Below are 17,586 nucleotides of genomic sequence, written 5' to 3'. Positions count from 1 at the left end.
TTAGCGCGGGGCGGAGTCCAGAAGCGTTGGAGCCCTCTGCCTGAACCAGCGATTTCCATACTGATTCAGCAAGTTAACCAAGGGTTTTTCCAATGTTTTATAAGCCAGCCAGCCATAGCTGAGTGCGGCGCCGAACATGAGCGAAACGAACAGGACGTTATCCAGCAGAGTGCTCGGGTCAGGCCCATACCACTGCCAGATCTTTCCGATTACGCCCAGCACCAGTATGTGTGAAAGATAGACGGTGTAAGACATGTCACCTATTGCGCTGAGCGTGGCCGGGGGCGTCCAGTGTTGGCGCTGCTCCAAGAGCGCCAGAGCAAGCAGTAGCAAAGCGAAGCTGCCGCCGCACAGCAGCATGCGCAGTACGCCCTCGGGGCCGGATACTTGTGCGCTGAAGAACCAGGGCAGCGCGATCATCGCCAGTACGGCAAGCAGGCACAGGGGGGGCAGAGGTATACGGTGGGCATGGCGGCTGAAAAAAATCAGCCCTGCCGCGCTACCCAGAATGAACTCAAGGGCGTAGGGGTGCAGCACTATTTTCATCAAGGGAGAGAAGGCTTCGAGATCGGCCGATACGTTGAATATGATCAGCCCCAGCGCCCAGCTCGCCAGCAGGGTGGGTAGCCATTTTTCACGGCACAAGAGAAGGGCGCTGAATACGAGGTAGAACCAGAGTTCGAATATCAGCGACCAGGCGACCATGACCAGTTGAACTTGTTCATTGGGAACAAGGAAAAACGACAGCCAGATATTTGAGCTGCCATGTGATGAATTGACCAGGTGTGGTTGCAACAGTAATACGGAAAGAGTAAGTAGAAAATAGATCCAGTAGTTAGGGTAAATGCGCGCAATGCGATGAAAGAGAAAGCGGCCAAGTTCTCTCGGCTGCTGAAAGCGGTTGCGGGTTACCAGAACCATGACGAAGCCGCTGATGACAAAAAACAGATCGACTCCAAGTTGTAGCCAGAGCGCCTCGTACGCGAGCAGTGTGGCTCCAGCGCTGTATTTGCCTTCCACCGCAATCATATGAAAGAGCAGAACCGCTAGTACGGCTATTCCGCGCAGAGCTTGAAGTGAATGCAGTTTTCCCATTGCCGGCTGTTTCTCGTGGGTTCGCTGTAATATTGGCGCCGGCATGCTGGCGGGGTGATATAAGCAGCATGAATCTTCAGCCGGATCATTTCATCGCGGGATGACGAACTGTCCATGGGGAGGCTGGTCAGCTGGCGATGATGGCAGCATGCCTTTATGGGTGGTTCAATGCAAGGGGATGGTTAATGCCAGAGGTCTGGGATAATGTCTGCGTTTCTTGAAAGTGCCGCTGATCCACGGAGGTGGCAAGTGCGAATGTTTATCTCTGCCCTGACAGCCATTGTTGCTAGTTCGGCTGCGGGTGTCGGCGCGGTGGAACGAATTCCCGTCAACATAAAAAGCGTCGAGAGAAACCATTACCAAACCATTGAAGAAAGCATGCATATCCATACCCGCTATTGCGACGAGATCGCCTACGCGGACAGCGCGCTGCTGGTTTTTGAACCCTATGGCTTGGAGAACAAGTTGGTGTTCCGTTCGGGGGTGACCTGCGAGGTGACCCAGGTCTATGACCGCGATGCCTACTACACCCGTACGGGGCGGTGACGCAGAAAAGAAAAAGCCCCGCGTGAGCGGGGCTTTGAAAGATGGTGCCGGCACCAGGAGTCGAACCCGGGACCTACTGATTACAAGTCAGTTGCTCTACCAGCTGAGCTATACCGGCACGGAAGGGCCGCCATTATATCCATTCATCGGCCTGAGTAAAGCGGGCCGTGTCAGACGTTTCTCCCAGGCTTGGCTATCAGCAGTCGTGGGCTTATGCACAAAGAGAAGGCGAGCCGGATAGCCCCGCCCTGTTTTGGGGCTACTCCTCACAAGAAGGCGCAACTTGTTGTTTTTCAAGGCCTTAGGCGGTTGGTTGAAAAATAATCAGTTGTCGGCGAGGTAATCGGGCAGGGCGTCTGAGGCACTTGCCCAAAAAACATCAACAGAGTTATCCACAGCTTCTGTGGGCAACCTCGTCGCGCTCTGCGAGCAGCAACAGGTTGCGCGGGCTGAGCCGGTAATCGCAGAAGGTTCCCAGCCGGATCTCATAGCCTCGTTCGTGCAGATACAGCGCACGGTCGAGCAGCAGCCAGATCTCCAGGGGGCGACGGAACAGGTTGCGCAGCAGTTCGAGGTTGCGCACTGCAGCCAGCCGTTGCCAACCGCTTGCCTCCAGCGCCGCCCAGTCCTGATCGCCGGGCGGCGGCACTTCGCGCAGTGCCGCCAGGTCTCGGCAGAACGCGGCAAAGGGCTTGCTGAACCAGTCGCTGCTCAGCGAGGGCGTTGGCAGGTACTGATCGATGCCGCGCAGGCGGCGCTGCAGCAGATCGAAGGCCAGGCGCCAGGCCATCGACTGGTCGCGTTGGCGGCGCACTCGGGCGCCGGCGGTGACGGTTTCGCTCAGTGGCAGGCCCAGATCATCGCGTGACAGTATCAGGCGTGATGCCTTGGCGGCGTCCGACAGCGGCTGGTAATGCATGCCGGCGATACGGTTGTAGCAACAGGGTGCGACCGCCAGCTGCTCGCAGCCCTTGCGGCTGGCAAGCTGCAGCAGCCGCACGTGCAGCTCGCCACAGGCGTGCAGGGCTACCGGCGTGTGCTCCGCGAGCAGGCGTTCGCTGCAGTCCGGCGCGAGCACGTCCTGCTGCAGGTGCGCTGCGTTCAGTCGCAGTCGTGCGCTCATCGCTTGGCCCGATTCGACCAGGGCCGGGTCGTATTCCAGGCAGGTCAGTTGCTGACCGCCGTGGCTCAGCCAGCGTCCCAGATGGCCCTTGCCCGAGCACCAGTCGAGCCAGTGGCGAGGTGCCTGGGTGAATTGCAGGTGATTGGCGAAGGCCTGAATCTGCTCCAGCTTGCGTCCTGGCACATCGACGGCGAAGGCGCTCGGACGCTCGTCGAGCGCGGTTATCGGCAGCTCGCCAACGGTACCGAGTGCCCGTGCCTGTTCGGCCAGTTGGCGAAAGGGCGCGGGGGCGTCCAGTTCCCAGGGACTGCCATGGCTGGCCTCGGCCTGCTCCAGCGTGCGGCCACGCAACCAGCGGGCAAGCGCCGGCAGCTCGCTTTCCCAGGGCAATTGCAGGTGATGGAAGGGTCGTGGACGCCACAGCGTCTGGTGTTCAAGCAGAAACGCATCCAGAAGCTGAAAGCGCGCGAGCAGGTCGTTGCTGGTGAGTATCGGCTCGGACATCTGTCTGCTTCCGGTTTGAGCCGGGCCGCCAATTCTGGCGGCCCGCTTGCATCAACGGCCCTGGCAGGCGTCGACGCGCAGCCAGCGTTCCAGCAGGCGGAAGGCACGCACCAGAACGAAGGCGATGGCCAGGTAGAACAGGCCGGCGGCGAAGAAGATTTCCACCGGCAGGTAGGTGCGCGCGATGATGGTACGTGCCATGCCGGTCAGCTCCAGCAGCGTCACGGTGCTGGCCAGGGCGCTGGCCTTGAGCATCAGGATCACTTCGTTGCTGTAGGCCGGCAGACCGATGCGCGCGGCGCGCGGCAGGATGATGTAGAGCATCGCCTGCGCGCGCGACATGCCTAGGGCACGCGCCGCTTCCACCTCGCCGGGCGGCACGGCCTGGATGGCGCCGCGCAGGATCTCGGCGATGTAGGCGGCGGTATGCAGGGTCATGGTGATGATCGCGCACCAGTACGGGTCGCGCAGATAGGGCCACAGCGGCCCCTGGCGCACGGCATCGAACTGCGCCAGGCCGTAGTAGACCAGAAACAGCTGCACCAGCAGCGGCGTACCGCGGAAGAAGAAGATGTAGCCATACGGCAGGGCGCGCACGTACCAGTGCCGGGAGGCGCGGGCGATGCCCATGGGCAGGGCGAGGATCAGGCCGGCAACGACGGCGATGGTCACCAGCTCCAGGGTCAGCAGCGCGCCCTGGGACAGGCGCGGCAGCCATTTGATGATCACCGCCCAGTTCAGGCTCGAGAGGCTCGTCCAGAGCGCCAGTGCGATGAGCAGGCCCGCTGCGAGCCAGGCGATGATGGCGGCGTTCTTTCTCATGACGCGCTCCGGACGAAGCCGCGGCTGGCGCGCTTCTCGAGAAAATGCAGGCCGATCATGGCGAGGATGGTCAGGCCCAGATAGATGAAGGCTGCAACCATATAGAAGGTGAAGGGCTCCTTGCTCGCGGTCACCGCGATTTGCGAGCGGCGCATGATCTCTTCCAGACCGATCACCGAGACCAGCGCGGTGTCCTTCATCAGGATCATGAACAGGTTGCCCAGGCCGGGCAGGGCGATGCGCCACATCTGCGGCAGGATCAGCTTCCAGAGGATGCGGCCCTTGGACATGCCCAGGGCCATGCCGGCTTCGCGATGGCCCTTGGGGATGGCCAGGATGGCGCCGCGAAACACCTCGGTGGCGTAGGCGCCGAAGCACAGGCCGAGGGCGATGGTGCCCGCGGCGAAGGCGGAGAGCTCGAGGCTGGCGACGCCGAGCAGGTCGGCCAGGCTGCGCATCAGGCCGACCGTGCCGAAATAGATCAGCAGCACCCAGAGCAGTTCGGGCACGCCGCGCACGATGGTGGAATAGCTGCCGCCGAGCCACTGCAGCGGCTTGTACGGCGAAGTCTTGGCCAGCGCGCCGAGCAGACCGAGCACCAGACCCACCGCCAGCGCGGAAAGCGCCAGTTTGATGGTCATCAGGGTGCCGGCCGCCAGGGCGGGGCCGAATCCGTGGAGTTCGAAGATCATCGGAGGGCTCGGGCGACTGCGCCGCCGAGTGGGCGGCGCAATGCCTTCAGGTCATCAGTAGATGCTGAACGGGAAGTACTTGTCGTTGATCTGCTTGTAGGTGCCGTCTTCGATGATGGCCTGCAGAGCGGTGTTCAGCTTCTCGCGCAGCGGGTCGCCCTTGCGTACGGCGATGCCGATCTTGTCGTTGTCGAATACCGGGTCGCCCTTGAACTCGAAGTTCTTGCCGGCGTCGCTCTTGAGCCATTCCCAGTTGACAAAGGTGTCGGCCAGCACGCCGTCGAGACGGCCGGAGGCCAGATCGAGGTAGGCGTTTTCCTGGGTGTCGTACAGCTTGATGTCGACCACCTTGCCCAGGTTGTCTTCCAGCCAGGTGCCGGCGATGGTGGCGCGCTGCGCACCGATCACCTTGCCCTTGAGGCTGGCTTCATCGGTCTTGAATTCGGCCGACTTCGGCGCGATGAACTGCAGCTTGTTGGTGTAGTAGGGCTCGGTGAAATCGACCGCGGCCTGACGCTCTTCGGTGATCGACATGGAGGCGATCAGGAAGTCGAACTTCTTGGCGTTGAGGGCGGGGATGATGCCGTCCCAGTCGGAGGTGACCACTTCGCATTCGGCCTGCATCTTGGCGCACAGCGCCTGGCCGATTTCCACGTCGAAGCCGGTGACCTTGCCGCTGGCGTCGATCAGGTTGAAGGGCGGGTAGGCGCCTTCGGTGCCGAGTTTGAGTTTGTCGGCGGCGACAGCGCTGGTGCCGAAAGCCAGGGTAGCGGCCGCGGCCAGCAGGATCTTCTTATAGTTCTGCATGCATGTTGCTCCGTGTTAGCGATTGCTGGACATGAATTGTTTACAGCGTGCCGATTGCGGGTTGTCAAACACCTGGGCGGGTGGCCCCTGTTCCTCGACCAGGCCCTGGTGGAGGAACACCACCTCGCTGGACACCTGGCGGGCAAAACTCATTTCATGGGTGACCAGCAGCATGGTGCGACCTTCATCGGCAAGCGCGCGGATCACGTTAAGCACTTCTTGTACCATCTCCGGGTCCAGCGCCGAGGTGGGCTCGTCGAACAGGATCACCTTCGGCTGCATGGCCAGGGTACGGGCGATGGCCGCACGCTGCTGCTGGCCGCCGGACAGCTGGTTGGGGTAGACGTGACGCTTGTCGGCGATGCCGACCTTGGCCAGCAGCGCTTCGGCCACCTCGATGGCTTCGGCCTTGCTCTGGCCGAGCACGCGGCGCGGCGCCTCGATGATGTTGTCGAGCACGCTCATGTGCGGCCACAGATTGAAATTCTGGAAGACGAAGCCGATTTCGCTGCGCAGGCGGTTGATCTGCTTGTTGTCGGCGGCGACCAGGTCGCCGTTCTTCGCGGCCCTGAGCTTGAGCTCCTCGCCGGCGACGAAGATCTGCCCCTGATGCGGGTTTTCCAGCAGGTTGATGCAGCGCAGGAAGGTGGACTTGCCGGAGCCGGAAGAGCCGAGAATGGAGATGACGTCGCCGTCTTTGGCCGTCAGGGAAATGCCCTTGAGCACTTCGAGGTCGCCGTAGCGTTTGTGCAGGTTGCGGATTTCCAGCGCGGGCGTCGCCTCGGCCATGGGGTGTGATCCTCTTCTTCTTCGAAAGCGCTCCGGCGTGCTGCGGGCCGTCCTGGCTGGCGGCCAAGCTAGCATAGCGTTTCCGTGACCGCCAAGCCGTTTGCCGGGCGATAGAGGGTCTCTGGGTCGCGGGTGTCGCCTGGCTGCAGTTGCTTGTCGCGCAGGCGAAATAATGGCACGGACAAATTGCCGGAGGCGGAAAGCAAAAAGCCCCAGCGCATGGCTGAGGCTCTTCGTTTGCTATTCATGGTGCCCAGGGACGGAATCGAACCGCCGACACGGGGATTTTCAATCCCCTGCTCTACCAACTGAGCTACCTGGGCCAACGGGGCGCTATTAGACGGATTTGAGGGATCAGTGTCAAGCGCGGGTTTGAAAAATATTTAATTATTTCGGGCGCTTAGGTTCGTGAGGGGGAGGGTGCGCCGTGCGCACTGCTATCGAGAGCCGACGGCTGGTGCGCATGGCGCACCCTACTTGAAGCCGTGCACCCTACCTCTTACTCGCTCGGCGGCACGTAGCCTTCGGCCTGGGCGTATTCCTCGCCGGAGAGGAACTTGTCCATCTCGGTCTGCAGGAACTTGCGGTCCTCGGCGTTCATCATGTTCAGGCGACGCTCGTTGATCAGCATGGTCTGGTGCTTCTGCCACTCGTCCCAGGCCTGCCTGGAAACGTTGGCGAAGATGTCCTCGCCTTTCGGGCCGGGGTAGGGCGCGCGATCCAGGCCGGGCAGTTCCTGTTTGTATTTGCGGCACAGCACGGTGCGGGTCATGTCGGTTCTCCAGCGGTAATGGCTTGCGCCGCGCGTTTGAGCAGCTTCTTCACCGGGGCGGCGAGGCCCAGGCGCGGCGGGGTGGCGAGGTTATACCAGAGCCAGTCGCCCGCGGCCACGCGGCTCGGCTGCTCGGTCACCCGCACCAGCCAGGGTTCGATGGCCAGCTGGAAGTGGCTGAAGGTGTGGGTCAGGCCTTCCAGCTCTTGGCGCTCGCCAAGCTCGAGCTGTTGCTGCTGACCGAGGTCGGCGAGCTGCTCGAGGTCGTCCAGTTCCGGCAGGCTCCACAGCCCACCCCACAGCCCGGTGGAGGGGCGGCGATAGAGCAGGATGTCGCCGGCGGCGTTGACCAGCAGCGGCATCAGGGTGCGCTTCTGCGGCAGCGTCTTGCGCGGCTTGGACACCGGGTAGCGGATTTCCAGGCCGAGCAGGTGCGCCTGGCAGCCGCTGCGCACCGGGCACAGCAGGCAGGTGGGTTTGCTGCGGGTGCAGAGGGTGGCGCCGAGGTCCATCATCGCCTGGGTGTAGTGGCCGACCCGTTCGTGCGGCGTGAGGCGCTCGGCGATGTCCCACAGCTGCTTGGCCACCTTCGGTTCGCCGGGATAGCCCTCTTGCGCCACGTAGCGTGCCAGCACGCGCTTGACGTTGCCGTCGAGGATCGGCGCACGTACGCCCATGCTCAGGCTGGCGATGGCGCCGGCGGTGGAGCGGCCGATGCCGGGCAGCTCGGCCAGCGCCTCGACGCTGCGGGGGAACTCGCCGCCGTGCTCGCGCATGATGATTTGCGCGGTCTTCTGCAGGTTGCGCGCGCGGGTGTAGTAGCCCAGGCCGGTCCACAGGTGCAGCACTTCATCCTCGGGCGCTTCGGCCAGGTCCTTCACGGTCGGCAATGCAGCCATAAAACGGTCGAAGTAGCCGAGCACGGTGCTGACCTGGGTCTGCTGCAGCATGATTTCCGAAACCCAGACACGATACGGGGTGATGTTCTGCTGCCAGGGCAGATCCTTGCGCCCGTGCTGGTCGTACCAGGCCAGCACGGCGCTGTTGAACTGCTCCGGACTCATCGATTGAACAGGCCCTTGAGTGCGTCTTTCAGATCCGGGCTGACCTTGTCGCCGAGCTTCTCTTCCAGCTTCTCGGTCAGCTTGTTGCCGGCCAGGCGTGCGGCGATCTTGCCGAGACCGTCCTGATCCAGGCGGCAGGCCTTGGCGCCCAGCTCCAGCGGACCGCGGCAGCGCAGCGGCCATTCGATGCCGACGTAGCGCTCGTTGACCTGGCAGGCCGGGTCCGGCATCTCGCGCTGGTCGCCCTGCAGGGTGATGCCGACCTTGTAGTCGAGACCGAGCACGCGCAGGTCGAGATCGCCATTGCCGCTGACCGCCAGGCCCGGCACCTGGGCCTTGAGGTCCGGGTTGTGGGCAACGCCGTCGCGCACGCTGAGGCTGCCCTTGAGCTCGCGGAAGGGGGTGTCCTTGCCGCTCGGCGGGTTGCTCAGCGCCTTGCGATTGAGGGTGGCGATGCCGCGGCACAGCTGCTGCTCGAGGTTGGCGTCGACCAGCACGCCGTCGTTGAGGACGAAGCTGGCGTTGCCGTTGAGCGCCTCGACCCAGGCTTTCTGGCTGTTGCCGCGGGTGTTGAACTTGGCATCCAGGTCGAGCTGGCCCTTGATCGGCGAGGGTTGGTCGTCCTTCTTCAGCAGCGGCTCCAGCGGCATGCGGCTGAAGCGCTGTTCCAGGCTCAGCATCGGCTCGGCCTGACGCACATCGATGCGCCCGCCGCTGACGAAGCTGCCGCCCTGCAGCTTGCCGCGCAGCTCTTCCACCGTGATCAGGCCGCCGCGGCCGTTGGCCTTGAGGTTGATGTCGCTGAACTGGTGCTTTTCATAGCTGAGCTGGCCCAGGTTCAGTGCCAGTTGCAGATCGAGCTTGCGCAGCTGATCCACCGGCAGCACTTTCTCGCTGCTCCAGGCCTGCTGGGTCGGGGCATTGGGCAGCGGGGTGGTGCCGTCCTTGCCGGCGCCGGCGATGCTTTCCTTGACCTCGGCCTTGCGTGCGGCTCCGGCACTGTCCTGGGCTTTCGGCGGCAGATAGCGGTTCAGGTCGAGCTTGTCGCCCTTGAGGTCGGCGCGCAGCGCCTGCCTGGCGAAGTCGGTCACGCCCAGCTTGCCGGTGAAGGTGCTGCCGTCGAGCTTGAGGTTGAGCTCCTCGAGCATCATGCCCTTGCTCGAGCCGTTCAGGCGGCTGGCCAGTTCGAACTGGCTGAGGCTGTTGGCGGCCTGCATGGGCGGCAGTTCGACGCCGACGCCTTCGAGGAATTCGCGCAGGTTGAGCGGGGCGATGGACAGGCCGCCGGAAAGCTTGGCGTCCTTGTCCAGTTCGCGCGCCTTGATCTCGCCGAGCGCGCGCAGCTGGTTGGCGGAAAGCTTGAGGCCGTTCCATTCGGCGATATTCGCGGCCAGGTCGACCAGCAGCTGGCCCTGGGCAGAGAAGTTCAGGGTCTTGCCCTTGAGCGGCTCACCGGAGGCTTCGCCGGCCAGCTTGAGGTCTTCGAACTGGTAGCGCTTGAGCACGCGGTCGAAGCGCAACTGGCCTTCGACCTCGCTGCGCGCGCGCAGCACCGGTTGGTTGGTGCCGAAGAAGGCGCTGAACTTGACCGGAATGCTGGCGCCTTCGCGGATGGCGCCGGTTTTCAGCTCGATGTTCTCCAGGGTGAATTGCTGGCCCTTCTGCGCGTCGCTGTAGTCGATGCGCGAGTTGCTCAGGGTCAGGCTGTCGATATCCAGCTTGACCGGCTGGCCGGCCGGCTTTTCGCTCGGCTGGCTCGGCGGCGCATCGTCACTCGGTGCGGGTTCGCTGGGCGCGGGTTGCGTGGCGCTGGCCTGGGCCGGGCGGCCGACGCCTTCCCAGTTGCCGCGGCCCTTGTCGTCGCGCTGCAGGTTGAGGTTGAGGCCGTCGACGCGGATGTCGCTCATCTGCACTTCCTTGCGCAGCAGCGGCATCACGCGCACCGACAGGCCGATCATGCGCAGGTCGGCGAAGGGCTTGTCCGGGGTGTCGGCACTGGCCAGGGTGGCGTCGGTCAGTTCCAGGCCCAGCCAGGGGAACAGGCTCCAGCCGATATCGCCCCTGAGCTGCAGCTCGAGGTTGGCCTTGTCGCGGGCGATCTGGCGGATCTCGTCCTTGTAGTCGTTGGGGTCGAACAGATGAGTCAGAGCGAACAGCAGCGCCACTACGATCAGCAGCAAGCCGAGAAGGAAGAGGCCCAGGATCTTGCCGAGCGCTTTCATGGACGAGTCCTTGTTTCGATAACGAAAATTGCGGGCGGCCGAGGGGGGCGCGACCGTCTCTGATGGGCGCCGAGTATAGCCTTACAGAGCCCTGGCGACCCGCTCGGCGATGGCCAGACTGGCGGTGAGTCCTGGCGATTCGATGCCGAACAGGTTGACCAGGCCGGGCAGGCGGTGATCGGCAGGGGTTTGGATCAGGAAGTCGGCAGCCGGTTCCCCGGGCCCGCTGAGCTTGGCGCGCACGCCGGCATAGCCGGGTTGCAGGCGGGTCGCATCGAGTGCCGGGAAGTAGCGGGCGATGGCGGCGGCGAAGGGCGCGCGCAGCTTATCGTCGACCTGGTAGTCGAGGGTTTCCAGCCAGCGCACGTCCGGGCCGAAGCGCAGTTGCCCGGCCAGATCGAGCGTGGCATGGATGCCCAGGCCGGCCGTATTGGCCTCCGGCATCGGATAGATCAGTCGGGAGAACGGCGAACGCCCGCTGTAGCTGAAGTAGCGACCCTGGCACAGATGTAGCGGCGGCAGCGGCAGGCCTTCGATGGTGCTGGCCAGTCCCTGGGCGAAGGGGCCGCCGGCATTGACCACCCGTTGTGCGCGCAGGGAGAAGGCCTCGCCCGCACTGTGGCCGCTGGCGATCCAAGTGTCGCCGTCGCGCTGCAGGCGTTCGACGCGGCTGTGCAGCACCAGTTGTGCGCCGCGGCTCTCCGCCACCGCCAGCAGCGACTGCAGATGGGCATGGCTGTCGATGATGCCGGTGCTCGGCGAGAGCAGGGCGCGTACGCCGCGCAGGGCCGGTTCGAGCTCATGCAGGCGTGGCTGGTCGATCTGCTGCAGATCCGTTACGCCGCAGGCCTCGGCGTTGCCGGCCAGCGCCTCGAGCTTGCCGATTTCGCTCTCCTGCACCGCCACCAGTAGCTTGCCGATCCGCCGATGCGCCACGCCGTGCTGGTTGCACCAGGCGTACAGGCGTTCGCGGCCCTCCAGGCACAGCTCGGCCTTGAGCGAGCCGGGCGGGTAATAGAGGCCGGCGTGAATGACTTCGGAGTTGCGGCTGGAGGTGTGACTGCCGATCAACCCTTCCGCCTCCAGAATCAGCGTATCGGGTTTGCCCAGGCGGGCGGCGCAGGCCAGGCCGAGGACGCCGGCGCCAATGATCAGGGTATCGACTTCGTGCATGGCTCTATCGGTGTGTTTGCTGGTTGGCGGGAGCATAGCAAGAGCCACGTTGCGCTCTCGGGAAAGGGTATGTCGGTCTGCGCGCTTCATCCGACCATCGCCGGTAGCCGTTGCGGCCCCGGCGCGCCTATAATGCTGGCCTTTTTCCGTTGGCAATTCGTGGAGCTGGTGATGGCCGAACGTACGGCATTCGTCGAGCGCAACACCTTGGAGACCCAGGTCAAGGTCTCGATCAACCTGGATGGCACCGGCAAGGCCAAATTCGATATTGGCGTGCCGTTTCTCGAGCATATGCTCGACCAGATCGCCCGTCATGGCCTGATCGACCTCGATATCGAGTGCAAGGGCGATCTGCATATCGACGACCACCACACCGTCGAGGACGTCGGCATCACTCTCGGCCAGGCCTTCGCCAAGGCCGTCGGCGACAAGAAGGGCATGACCCGCTATGGCCATTCCTACGTACCGCTGGACGAAGCGCTGTCGCGCGTGGTGATCGACTTCTCCGGTCGCCCCGGCCTGCAGATGCATGTGCCGTTCACCCGCGCCGTGGTCGGCAACTTCGACGTCGACCTGTTCCAGGAATTCTTCCAGGGCTTCGTCAACCACGCGCTGGTGTCGCTGCACATCGACAACCTGCGCGGGCACAACACCCACCACCAGATCGAGACCGTGTTCAAGGCCTTCGGCCGTGCGCTGCGCATGGCGGTGGAACTGGACCCGCGCATGGCCGGGCAGATGCCGTCGACCAAGGGCTGTCTGTAAATGCAGACGGTAGCCGTAATCGACTATGGCATGGGCAACCTGCACTCGGTGGCCAAGGCGCTGGAACACGTCGGCGCCGGCCGCGTGCTGGTGACGTCCGACGCCAAGGTGATCCGCGAGGCCGACCGCGTGGTGTTCCCCGGCGTCGGCGCGATCCGCGACTGCATGGCCGAGATCAGGCGTCTGGGCTTCGACGAGCTGGTGCGTGAAGTCAGCGCCGACCGTCCGTTCCTCGGCATCTGCGTCGGCATGCAGGCGCTGCTCGAGCGCAGCGAGGAGAACGACGGCGTCGACTGCATCGGCCTGTTCCCCGGCCAGGTACGCTTCTTCGGCAAGGACCTGAACGAGGACGGCGAGCGCCTCAAGGTGCCGCACATGGGCTGGAACGAGGTCAGTCAGGCGGTCAAGCACCCGCTGTGGCACGACATCCCGGACAATGCGCGCTTCTACTTCGTGCACAGCTATTACATCGAGGCCGGCAAGCCGCAGCAGGTGGTCGGTCGCGGCCACTACGGCAAGGACTTCGCCGCGGCATTGGCCGAGGGCTCGCGCTTCGCCGTGCAGTTCCACCCGGAGAAGAGCCACACCCACGGCCTGCAGCTTCTGCAGAACTTCGCCGCCTGGGATGGCCGCTGGTAATGGCCCGCAGCAAGGTTCCCGGTCTCGCGCTCGAGCCTGCCCAGGAGCAGGCCGCGCTGTTGATGCTGAAGCGCTTTCTCGATGAGCGTTTCGAGCTGCAACTGGGCACCTTCGAAGTGCAGGAAATCCTCGACCAGATCACCCGCGAGCTGGCGCCGCACTACTACAACAAGGCGATTCTCGACGTGCAGGCGCACCTGAAGGACAGGTTCGAAAGCATCGAGAGCGACCTCTGGGCGCTCGAGAAGAGCTGAGCGTCTTACCGAATTCAAACTTGAGCAGGTTCAACCGATGCTGATTATCCCCGCTATCGATCTGAAGGACGGCGCCTGCGTGCGTCTGCGTCAGGGCCGCATGGAAGACTCCACGGTATTTTCCGATGACCCGGTGAGCATGGCCGCCAAGTGGGTCGAGGGTGGCTGCCGTCGTCTGCATCTGGTCGACCTGAACGGCGCCTTCGAAGGTCAGCCGGTCAACGGTGAAGTGGTCACCGCCATCGCCAAGCGCTACCCGAACCTGCCGATCCAGATAGGCGGCGGCATCCGTACCCTGGAGACCATCGAGCACTACGTGCGCGCCGGTGTCAGCTACGTGATCATCGGCACCAAGGCGGTGAAAGAGCCGGAGTTCGTCACCGAGGCGTGCAAGGCCTTCCCCGGCAAGGTCATCGTCGGCCTGGACGCCAAGGACGGTTTCGTCGCCACCGACGGCTGGGCGGAAGTCTCAAGCGTGCAGGCCACCGATCTGGCCAAGCGCTTCGAAGCCGATGGGGTGTCTGCCATCGTTTATACCGACATCGCCAAAGACGGCATGATGCAGGGCTGCAACGTCGAAGCAACCGCTGCGCTGGCTGCCGCCAGCAAGATTCCGGTGATCGCCTCCGGCGGCATCCACAACCTCGGCGATATCGAGAAGCTGCTGCTGGCGCGTTCGCCGGGCATCATCGGCGCCATCACCGGCCGCGCCATCTACGAAGGCACCCTGGATGTGGCCGAGGCCCAGGCCTTCTGCGACAGCTTCAAGGGTTAATGGGTAGGGTGCGCGGCGCGCACCGCTGACGGTTTATCGGTGCGCGCGGCGCACCCTACGAGAGAAGTCGACATGGCACTGGCCAAACGCATCATTCCTTGCCTCGACGTGGACAACGGCCGCGTGGTCAAGGGCGTCAAGTTCGAGAACATCCGCGATGCCGGTGACCCGGTGGAGATCGCTCGCCGCTACGATGAGCAGGGCGCCGACGAGATCACCTTCCTCGACATCACCGCCAGCGTCGACGGTCGTGACACCACCCTGCACACCGTCGAGCGCATGGCCAGCCAGGTGTTCATCCCGCTCACCGTCGGTGGCGGCGTACGTACCGTGCAGGACATTCGCAACCTGCTCAATGCCGGCGCCGACAAGGTATCGATCAACACCGCCGCGGTGTTCAACCCCGAGTTCGTCGGCGAGGCTGCCGCGCGTTTCGGCTCGCAGTGCATCGTCGTAGCCATCGACGCCAAGCGCGTGTCTGCACCTGGCGAGCCGGGCCGCTGGGAAATCTTCACCCACGGCGGACGCAAGCCGACCGGCCTGGATGCCGTGGAGTGGGCGCGCAAGATGGAAGGCCTCGGCGCCGGCGAGATCCTGCTCACCAGCATGGATCAGGACGGGGTGAAGAGCGGCTACGACCTGGGCGTGACCCGCGCCATCAGCGAGGCCGTGCGCGTGCCGGTGATCGCCTCCGGCGGCGTCGGCAACCTGCAGCACCTGGCCGACGGCATCCTCGAAGGCAAGGCCGATGCCGTGCTGGCCGCGAGCATCTTCCACTTCGGCGAGTACACCGTGCCGGAAGCCAAGGCTTATCTGGCCAGCCGTGGCATCGTGGTGCGTTAGAGGGCTGCCTGTTCGGACCGCGGCCGTGGTCCGCAGCGGCGCTCGAGCGAGCGCCGAGCCGGCCTGCTCGCCATCCTCAGTAACAAAAGCTGCGGGCGAGTCGACGGCAAAGTGCCAGCGATCCGGCTAACATTGCCCATCATTCCCAAAACTTATAGCCCTGCATTTCGCAGACGGCTATTGCCTGCCGATCTTTCCGACACGGAGTCCCCATGTTCCTCATTCGATTCTTGACCGTCCTGGCCCTGTCGTGTGGCCTCAGCCTGGCGCGCGCCGAGCCGCTGGTGCTGCTCACGGAGAATCTGCCCCCCTTCAACATGTCGATATCCGGCACCAACTACGCCCGCGACGATGGTGTGACCGGCATCAGCTCCGACATCTTGCGTGCGGTGTGCGAGCGCGCCGAGATGGAGTGTCAGCAGATCCTGCGTTTCCCCTGGCAGCGCGTGTATCAGCAGACGCTGGACGATGTCGGTTACGGCCTGTTCTCCACCGCACGCACGGCGGAGCGCGAGGGCCTGTTCAAATGGGTCGGGCCCATCGCCAGGAACGAATGGGTGCTGTTCGCCAAGGGCGACAGCCCGATCCAGCTGGCCAGCATCGAGGACGCGCGCCGTTACCGGATCGGTGGCTACAAGGGCGACGCCAAGACCCAGTTCCTCCTGGACAGAGGCCTGGAGGTGCAGACCGCGCTGCGTGACACCGAGAACGTCCGCAAGCTGGAGCGTGGGCAGATCGACCTGTGGGTAACCTCCAATCAGGCTGGTCGTTTCGTGGCGCGTCAGGAAGGCATGGAGAACCTCAGGGTCGTGCAGCACCTGCATACGGCCGAACTCTATCTGGCCCTCAACCTGCAAACGCCCGATGAGGTGGTGCAGAAGTTGCAGGCTGCGCTGGATGCATTGCGTGCCGAGGGTGCGCTGAAGAACATCGAAGCGCGTTACTGAGGCACACTGCCAGTAATCGCTGGGCCGGGGAGGGCTCGGCGGTTATGCTGATGGCGTCTGCTACACCTAGAAAGAGAAAATGCCATGTTCAAACGCCTGCTACTCGCGCTAGGCGGCACCCTTGTGGTGCTGACCGGTGCTGCGCGCGCCGAAGTGGATCCGAACTACAGCGTGGTCCTGCTGACCGAGAACTTCCCGCCGTACAACATGGCGATCAATGGCAAGAACTTCGCCCAGGAAGACAGCATCGACGGCATCGCCGTGGACATCGTCAAGGAGATGTTCAAGCGTGCCGGGGTCAAGTACAACCTGACGCTGCGTTTTCCCTGGGATCGCATCTACAAGCTGGCGCTGGAGAAACCGGGCTACGGAGTCTTCGTTACGGCTCGTCTGCCGGAGCGTGAGCAGCTGTTCAAGTGGGTCGGCCCGATCGGGCCGGATGACTGGGTGCTGCTGGCCAAGGGCGACAATCCCATCAACCTCGCCAGCCTGGACGAGGCCAAGCAATACCGCATCGGCGCCTACAAGGGCGATGCCATCTCCGAATACCTGACCGAGAAGGGCGTCGAGCACAGCGCCTCGTTGCGTGACCAGGAAAACGCCAGGAAGCTGGTGGCCGGCCAGATCGACCTCTGGGCCACCGGTGATCCCGCGGGTCGCTACCTGGCCAAGCAGGAGGGCATTTCCGGCCTGCGCACGGTGCTGCGTTTCGACAGCGCCGAGCTGTACCTGGCGCTGAACAGGGACGTGCCCGACGAGATTGTCGCCAGACTGCAGGCAGCCCTCGACCAGATGCGCAGCGAAGGCTTCGTCGACGATATTCTCAACAGCTACTTGTAAGCACCGAATATGCGGCCGGCCATGAGCCGGCCGCTTGCCAAGGAATGGCAGAGTCTGCGAGCCCGGCGACCCGGCCTCGGGGGCCATGCACGGATGTCGCTAGCCATAACCACAAATCACGCGAGCGGAACGTCTTATGCTGAATACTCTGAAGAAAAGCCTGTTTGTCGCCCTGTTTCTCGCCACCGGCTTCGCCCACGCGCAGCTGCCGGCGGATTACAAGGTGGTGCTGCTGACCGAGAATTTCCCGCCCTTCAACATGGCGGTGGACGACAAGAACTTCGCCCGCGACGACGGCATCGACGGCATCAGCGCCGACATCGTGCGCGAGATGTTCAAGCGTGCCGGCATCGACTACACCCTGACCCTGCGCTTTCCCTGGGATCGCCTGTACCGCCTGACCCTGGACAAGCCCAACTACGGCCTGTTCTCCACCACCTACACGCCCGAGCGTCAGCCGCTGTTCAAGTGGGTCGGCCCGCTGGCCAAGACCGGTTGGGTGCTGCTTGCGGCGCCGGGCAACGACATCAAGGTGTCGAGCCTGCAGGACGCCGCCCAGTACCGCATCGGCGCCTACAAGAACGATGCGGTCAGCCAGCATCTGGAAAGCCAGGGCCTGCAGCCGATCAATGCCCTGCGTGATCAGGAGAACGTGAAGAAGCTGGTGCGCGGGCAGATCGACCTGTGGGCCACCACCGACCCGGTCGGCCGTTACCTGGCCAAGCAGGAAGAGGTCAGCGGCCTCAATACCGTACTGCGCTTCAACGATGCCGAGCTGTATCTGGCGCTGAACAAGGACACTCCGGACGAGGTCGTCGAGCGTCTGCAGAAGGCGCTGAACGAGATGCGTGCCGAAGGCTATATCGACGATATCACCGAGAATTACCTGTAATTCTGGTCGGTGCGCACGGCCC

19 protein-coding genes and 2 tRNA genes are annotated in these 17,586 nt (G+C 63.7%); 9 read left to right on the top strand and 12 right to left on the bottom strand.

Features of this window, described 5'->3' with window-relative positions:
* Positions 1–1,095 (bottom strand): acyltransferase family protein, encoded by a 1,095-nt coding sequence (locus L1F06_RS23095; RefSeq protein ID WP_129482456.1) that lies wholly within the window; start codon positions 1,093–1,095, stop codon positions 1–3.
* A 255-nt stretch (positions 1,096–1,350) separates the two neighbouring features.
* Here L1F06_RS23095 and L1F06_RS23090 point away from each other — a divergent pair, with 255 nt between their 5' ends.
* Positions 1,351–1,641 carry a hypothetical protein gene (locus L1F06_RS23090; protein ID WP_252576698.1) on the top strand — a complete coding sequence of 97 codons (291 nt, stop codon included), beginning with the start codon at positions 1,351–1,353 and terminating at the stop codon, positions 1,639–1,641.
* Positions 1,642–1,683: 42 nt separating this feature from the next.
* Here L1F06_RS23090 and L1F06_RS23085 read toward each other — a convergent pair.
* The 11 genes from L1F06_RS23085 to L1F06_RS23035 form a co-directional block, all read right to left on the bottom strand.
* A tRNA-Thr gene (locus L1F06_RS23085) sits at positions 1,684–1,759 on the bottom strand.
* 270 nt (positions 1,760–2,029) lie between these two features.
* Positions 2,030–3,268 carry a methyltransferase gene (locus tag L1F06_RS23080; RefSeq protein WP_129482458.1) on the bottom strand — a complete coding sequence of 413 codons (1,239 nt, stop codon included), beginning with the start codon at positions 3,266–3,268 and terminating at the stop codon, positions 2,030–2,032.
* A 51-nt stretch (positions 3,269–3,319) separates the two neighbouring features.
* Positions 3,320–4,009, bottom strand: a complete 690-nt coding sequence (locus L1F06_RS23075; protein ID WP_129482602.1) for an ABC transporter permease — start codon at positions 4,007–4,009, stop codon at positions 3,320–3,322.
* A gap of 77 nt (positions 4,010–4,086) precedes the next feature.
* Entirely contained in the window at positions 4,087–4,782 is a 696-nt protein-coding gene (locus L1F06_RS23070) for an ABC transporter permease (RefSeq protein ID WP_012020052.1), read from the bottom strand.
* Positions 4,783–4,836: 54 nt separating this feature from the next.
* Entirely contained in the window at positions 4,837–5,589 is a 753-nt protein-coding gene (locus L1F06_RS23065) for an ABC transporter substrate-binding protein (protein ID WP_004374017.1), read from the bottom strand.
* 15 nt (positions 5,590–5,604) lie between these two features.
* Positions 5,605–6,378: an ABC transporter ATP-binding protein gene (locus tag L1F06_RS23060; protein ID WP_004374016.1), complete on the bottom strand. Its 774-nt coding sequence runs from the start codon at positions 6,376–6,378 to the stop codon at positions 5,605–5,607.
* A gap of 247 nt (positions 6,379–6,625) precedes the next feature.
* Positions 6,626–6,701 (bottom strand) — tRNA-Phe (locus L1F06_RS23055).
* Between the two features lie 176 nt (positions 6,702–6,877).
* Positions 6,878–7,150: an oxidative damage protection protein gene (locus L1F06_RS23050; protein WP_092378458.1), complete on the bottom strand. Its 273-nt coding sequence runs from the start codon at positions 7,148–7,150 to the stop codon at positions 6,878–6,880.
* Positions 7,147–8,214 (bottom strand): A/G-specific adenine glycosylase, encoded by a 1,068-nt coding sequence (gene mutY / locus L1F06_RS23045; protein ID WP_092378456.1) that lies wholly within the window; start codon positions 8,212–8,214, stop codon positions 7,147–7,149. The genes L1F06_RS23050 and mutY overlap by 4 nt, the downstream gene beginning before the upstream one ends.
* Positions 8,211–10,436, bottom strand: a complete 2,226-nt coding sequence (locus L1F06_RS23040; RefSeq protein ID WP_129482459.1) for an AsmA family protein — start codon at positions 10,434–10,436, stop codon at positions 8,211–8,213. Before L1F06_RS23040 ends, mutY begins: the two co-directional genes overlap by 4 nt.
* Positions 10,437–10,517: 81 nt before the next feature.
* Positions 10,518–11,609: an NAD(P)/FAD-dependent oxidoreductase gene (locus tag L1F06_RS23035; RefSeq protein WP_129482460.1), complete on the bottom strand. Its 1,092-nt coding sequence runs from the start codon at positions 11,607–11,609 to the stop codon at positions 10,518–10,520.
* A 171-nt stretch (positions 11,610–11,780) separates the two neighbouring features.
* Here L1F06_RS23035 and hisB point away from each other — a divergent pair, with 171 nt between their 5' ends.
* The 8 genes from hisB (at position 11,781) to L1F06_RS22995 (ending at position 17,564) form a co-directional block, all read left to right on the top strand.
* Complete coding sequence (gene hisB, locus L1F06_RS23030) at positions 11,781–12,374, top strand: imidazoleglycerol-phosphate dehydratase HisB (protein WP_004374009.1); 594 nt, start codon at positions 11,781–11,783, stop codon at positions 12,372–12,374.
* Positions 12,375–13,013 carry an imidazole glycerol phosphate synthase subunit HisH gene (gene hisH / locus L1F06_RS23025; RefSeq protein WP_100547363.1) on the top strand — a complete coding sequence of 213 codons (639 nt, stop codon included), beginning with the start codon at positions 12,375–12,377 and terminating at the stop codon, positions 13,011–13,013. It abuts the gene before it with no gap.
* A complete protein-coding gene (locus tag L1F06_RS23020) occupies positions 13,013–13,267 on the top strand; it encodes a DUF2164 domain-containing protein (protein WP_129482461.1) in 255 nt (84 codons plus the stop codon). Before hisH ends, L1F06_RS23020 begins: the two co-directional genes overlap by 1 nt.
* Before the next feature lie 37 nt (positions 13,268–13,304).
* Positions 13,305–14,042 carry a 1-(5-phosphoribosyl)-5-[(5-phosphoribosylamino)methylideneamino]imidazole-4-carboxamide isomerase gene (hisA, locus tag L1F06_RS23015; RefSeq protein ID WP_012020037.1) on the top strand — a complete coding sequence of 246 codons (738 nt, stop codon included), beginning with the start codon at positions 13,305–13,307 and terminating at the stop codon, positions 14,040–14,042.
* Positions 14,043–14,114: 72 nt separating this feature from the next.
* Positions 14,115–14,885: an imidazole glycerol phosphate synthase subunit HisF gene (gene hisF / locus L1F06_RS23010; RefSeq protein WP_004374000.1), complete on the top strand. Its 771-nt coding sequence runs from the start codon at positions 14,115–14,117 to the stop codon at positions 14,883–14,885.
* Between the two features lie 212 nt (positions 14,886–15,097).
* Complete coding sequence (locus L1F06_RS23005) at positions 15,098–15,832, top strand: substrate-binding periplasmic protein (protein ID WP_004373998.1); 735 nt, start codon at positions 15,098–15,100, stop codon at positions 15,830–15,832.
* Between the two features lie 84 nt (positions 15,833–15,916).
* Positions 15,917–16,672 (top strand): substrate-binding periplasmic protein, encoded by a 756-nt coding sequence (locus L1F06_RS23000; RefSeq protein WP_129482462.1) that lies wholly within the window; start codon positions 15,917–15,919, stop codon positions 16,670–16,672.
* Between the two features lie 136 nt (positions 16,673–16,808).
* Positions 16,809–17,564 (top strand): substrate-binding periplasmic protein, encoded by a 756-nt coding sequence (locus L1F06_RS22995; RefSeq protein ID WP_004373994.1) that lies wholly within the window; start codon positions 16,809–16,811, stop codon positions 17,562–17,564.
* Positions 17,565–17,586 lie beyond the last annotated feature (22 nt).

It is taken from the genome of Pseudomonas hydrolytica, assembly GCF_021495345.1.
Lineage (GTDB): Bacteria > Pseudomonadota > Gammaproteobacteria > Pseudomonadales > Pseudomonadaceae > Aquipseudomonas > Aquipseudomonas hydrolytica.
This window is presented reverse-complemented; position numbering and strand designations above follow the sequence as displayed.

Excerpts from the sequence above, each read along its gene's own strand:
- L1F06_RS23005 (WP_004373998.1), top strand. The coding sequence starts at position 15,098 with ATGTTCCTCATTCGATTCTTGACCGTCCTGGCCCTGTCGTGTGGCCTC.
- L1F06_RS23090 (WP_252576698.1), top strand. The coding sequence starts at position 1,351 with ATGTTTATCTCTGCCCTGACAGCCATTGTTGCTAGTTCGGCTGCGGGT.
- L1F06_RS23065 (WP_004374017.1), bottom strand. The coding sequence starts at position 5,589 with ATGCAGAACTATAAGAAGATCCTGCTGGCCGCGGCCGCTACCCTGGCT.
- L1F06_RS23060 (WP_004374016.1), bottom strand. The coding sequence starts at position 6,378 with ATGGCCGAGGCGACGCCCGCGCTGGAAATCCGCAACCTGCACAAACGC.
- L1F06_RS23050 (WP_092378458.1), bottom strand. The coding sequence starts at position 7,150 with ATGACCCGCACCGTGCTGTGCCGCAAATACAAACAGGAACTGCCCGGC.
- L1F06_RS23035 (WP_129482460.1), bottom strand. The coding sequence starts at position 11,609 with ATGCACGAAGTCGATACCCTGATCATTGGCGCCGGCGTCCTCGGCCTG.
- L1F06_RS22995 (WP_004373994.1), top strand. The coding sequence starts at position 16,809 with ATGCTGAATACTCTGAAGAAAAGCCTGTTTGTCGCCCTGTTTCTCGCC.
- hisF (WP_004374000.1), top strand. The coding sequence starts at position 14,115 with ATGGCACTGGCCAAACGCATCATTCCTTGCCTCGACGTGGACAACGGC.
- mutY (WP_092378456.1), bottom strand. The coding sequence starts at position 8,214 with ATGAGTCCGGAGCAGTTCAACAGCGCCGTGCTGGCCTGGTACGACCAG.
- L1F06_RS23095 (WP_129482456.1), bottom strand. The coding sequence starts at position 1,095 with ATGGGAAAACTGCATTCACTTCAAGCTCTGCGCGGAATAGCCGTACTA.
- L1F06_RS23080 (WP_129482458.1), bottom strand. The coding sequence starts at position 3,268 with ATGTCCGAGCCGATACTCACCAGCAACGACCTGCTCGCGCGCTTTCAG.
- L1F06_RS23000 (WP_129482462.1), top strand. The coding sequence starts at position 15,917 with ATGTTCAAACGCCTGCTACTCGCGCTAGGCGGCACCCTTGTGGTGCTG.
- hisB (WP_004374009.1), top strand. The coding sequence starts at position 11,781 with ATGGCCGAACGTACGGCATTCGTCGAGCGCAACACCTTGGAGACCCAG.
- L1F06_RS23070 (WP_012020052.1), bottom strand. The coding sequence starts at position 4,782 with ATGATCTTCGAACTCCACGGATTCGGCCCCGCCCTGGCGGCCGGCACC.
- hisA (WP_012020037.1), top strand. The coding sequence starts at position 13,305 with ATGCTGATTATCCCCGCTATCGATCTGAAGGACGGCGCCTGCGTGCGT.
- L1F06_RS23040 (WP_129482459.1), bottom strand. The coding sequence starts at position 10,436 with ATGAAAGCGCTCGGCAAGATCCTGGGCCTCTTCCTTCTCGGCTTGCTG.
- L1F06_RS23020 (WP_129482461.1), top strand. The coding sequence starts at position 13,013 with ATGGCCCGCAGCAAGGTTCCCGGTCTCGCGCTCGAGCCTGCCCAGGAG.
- hisH (WP_100547363.1), top strand. The coding sequence starts at position 12,375 with ATGCAGACGGTAGCCGTAATCGACTATGGCATGGGCAACCTGCACTCG.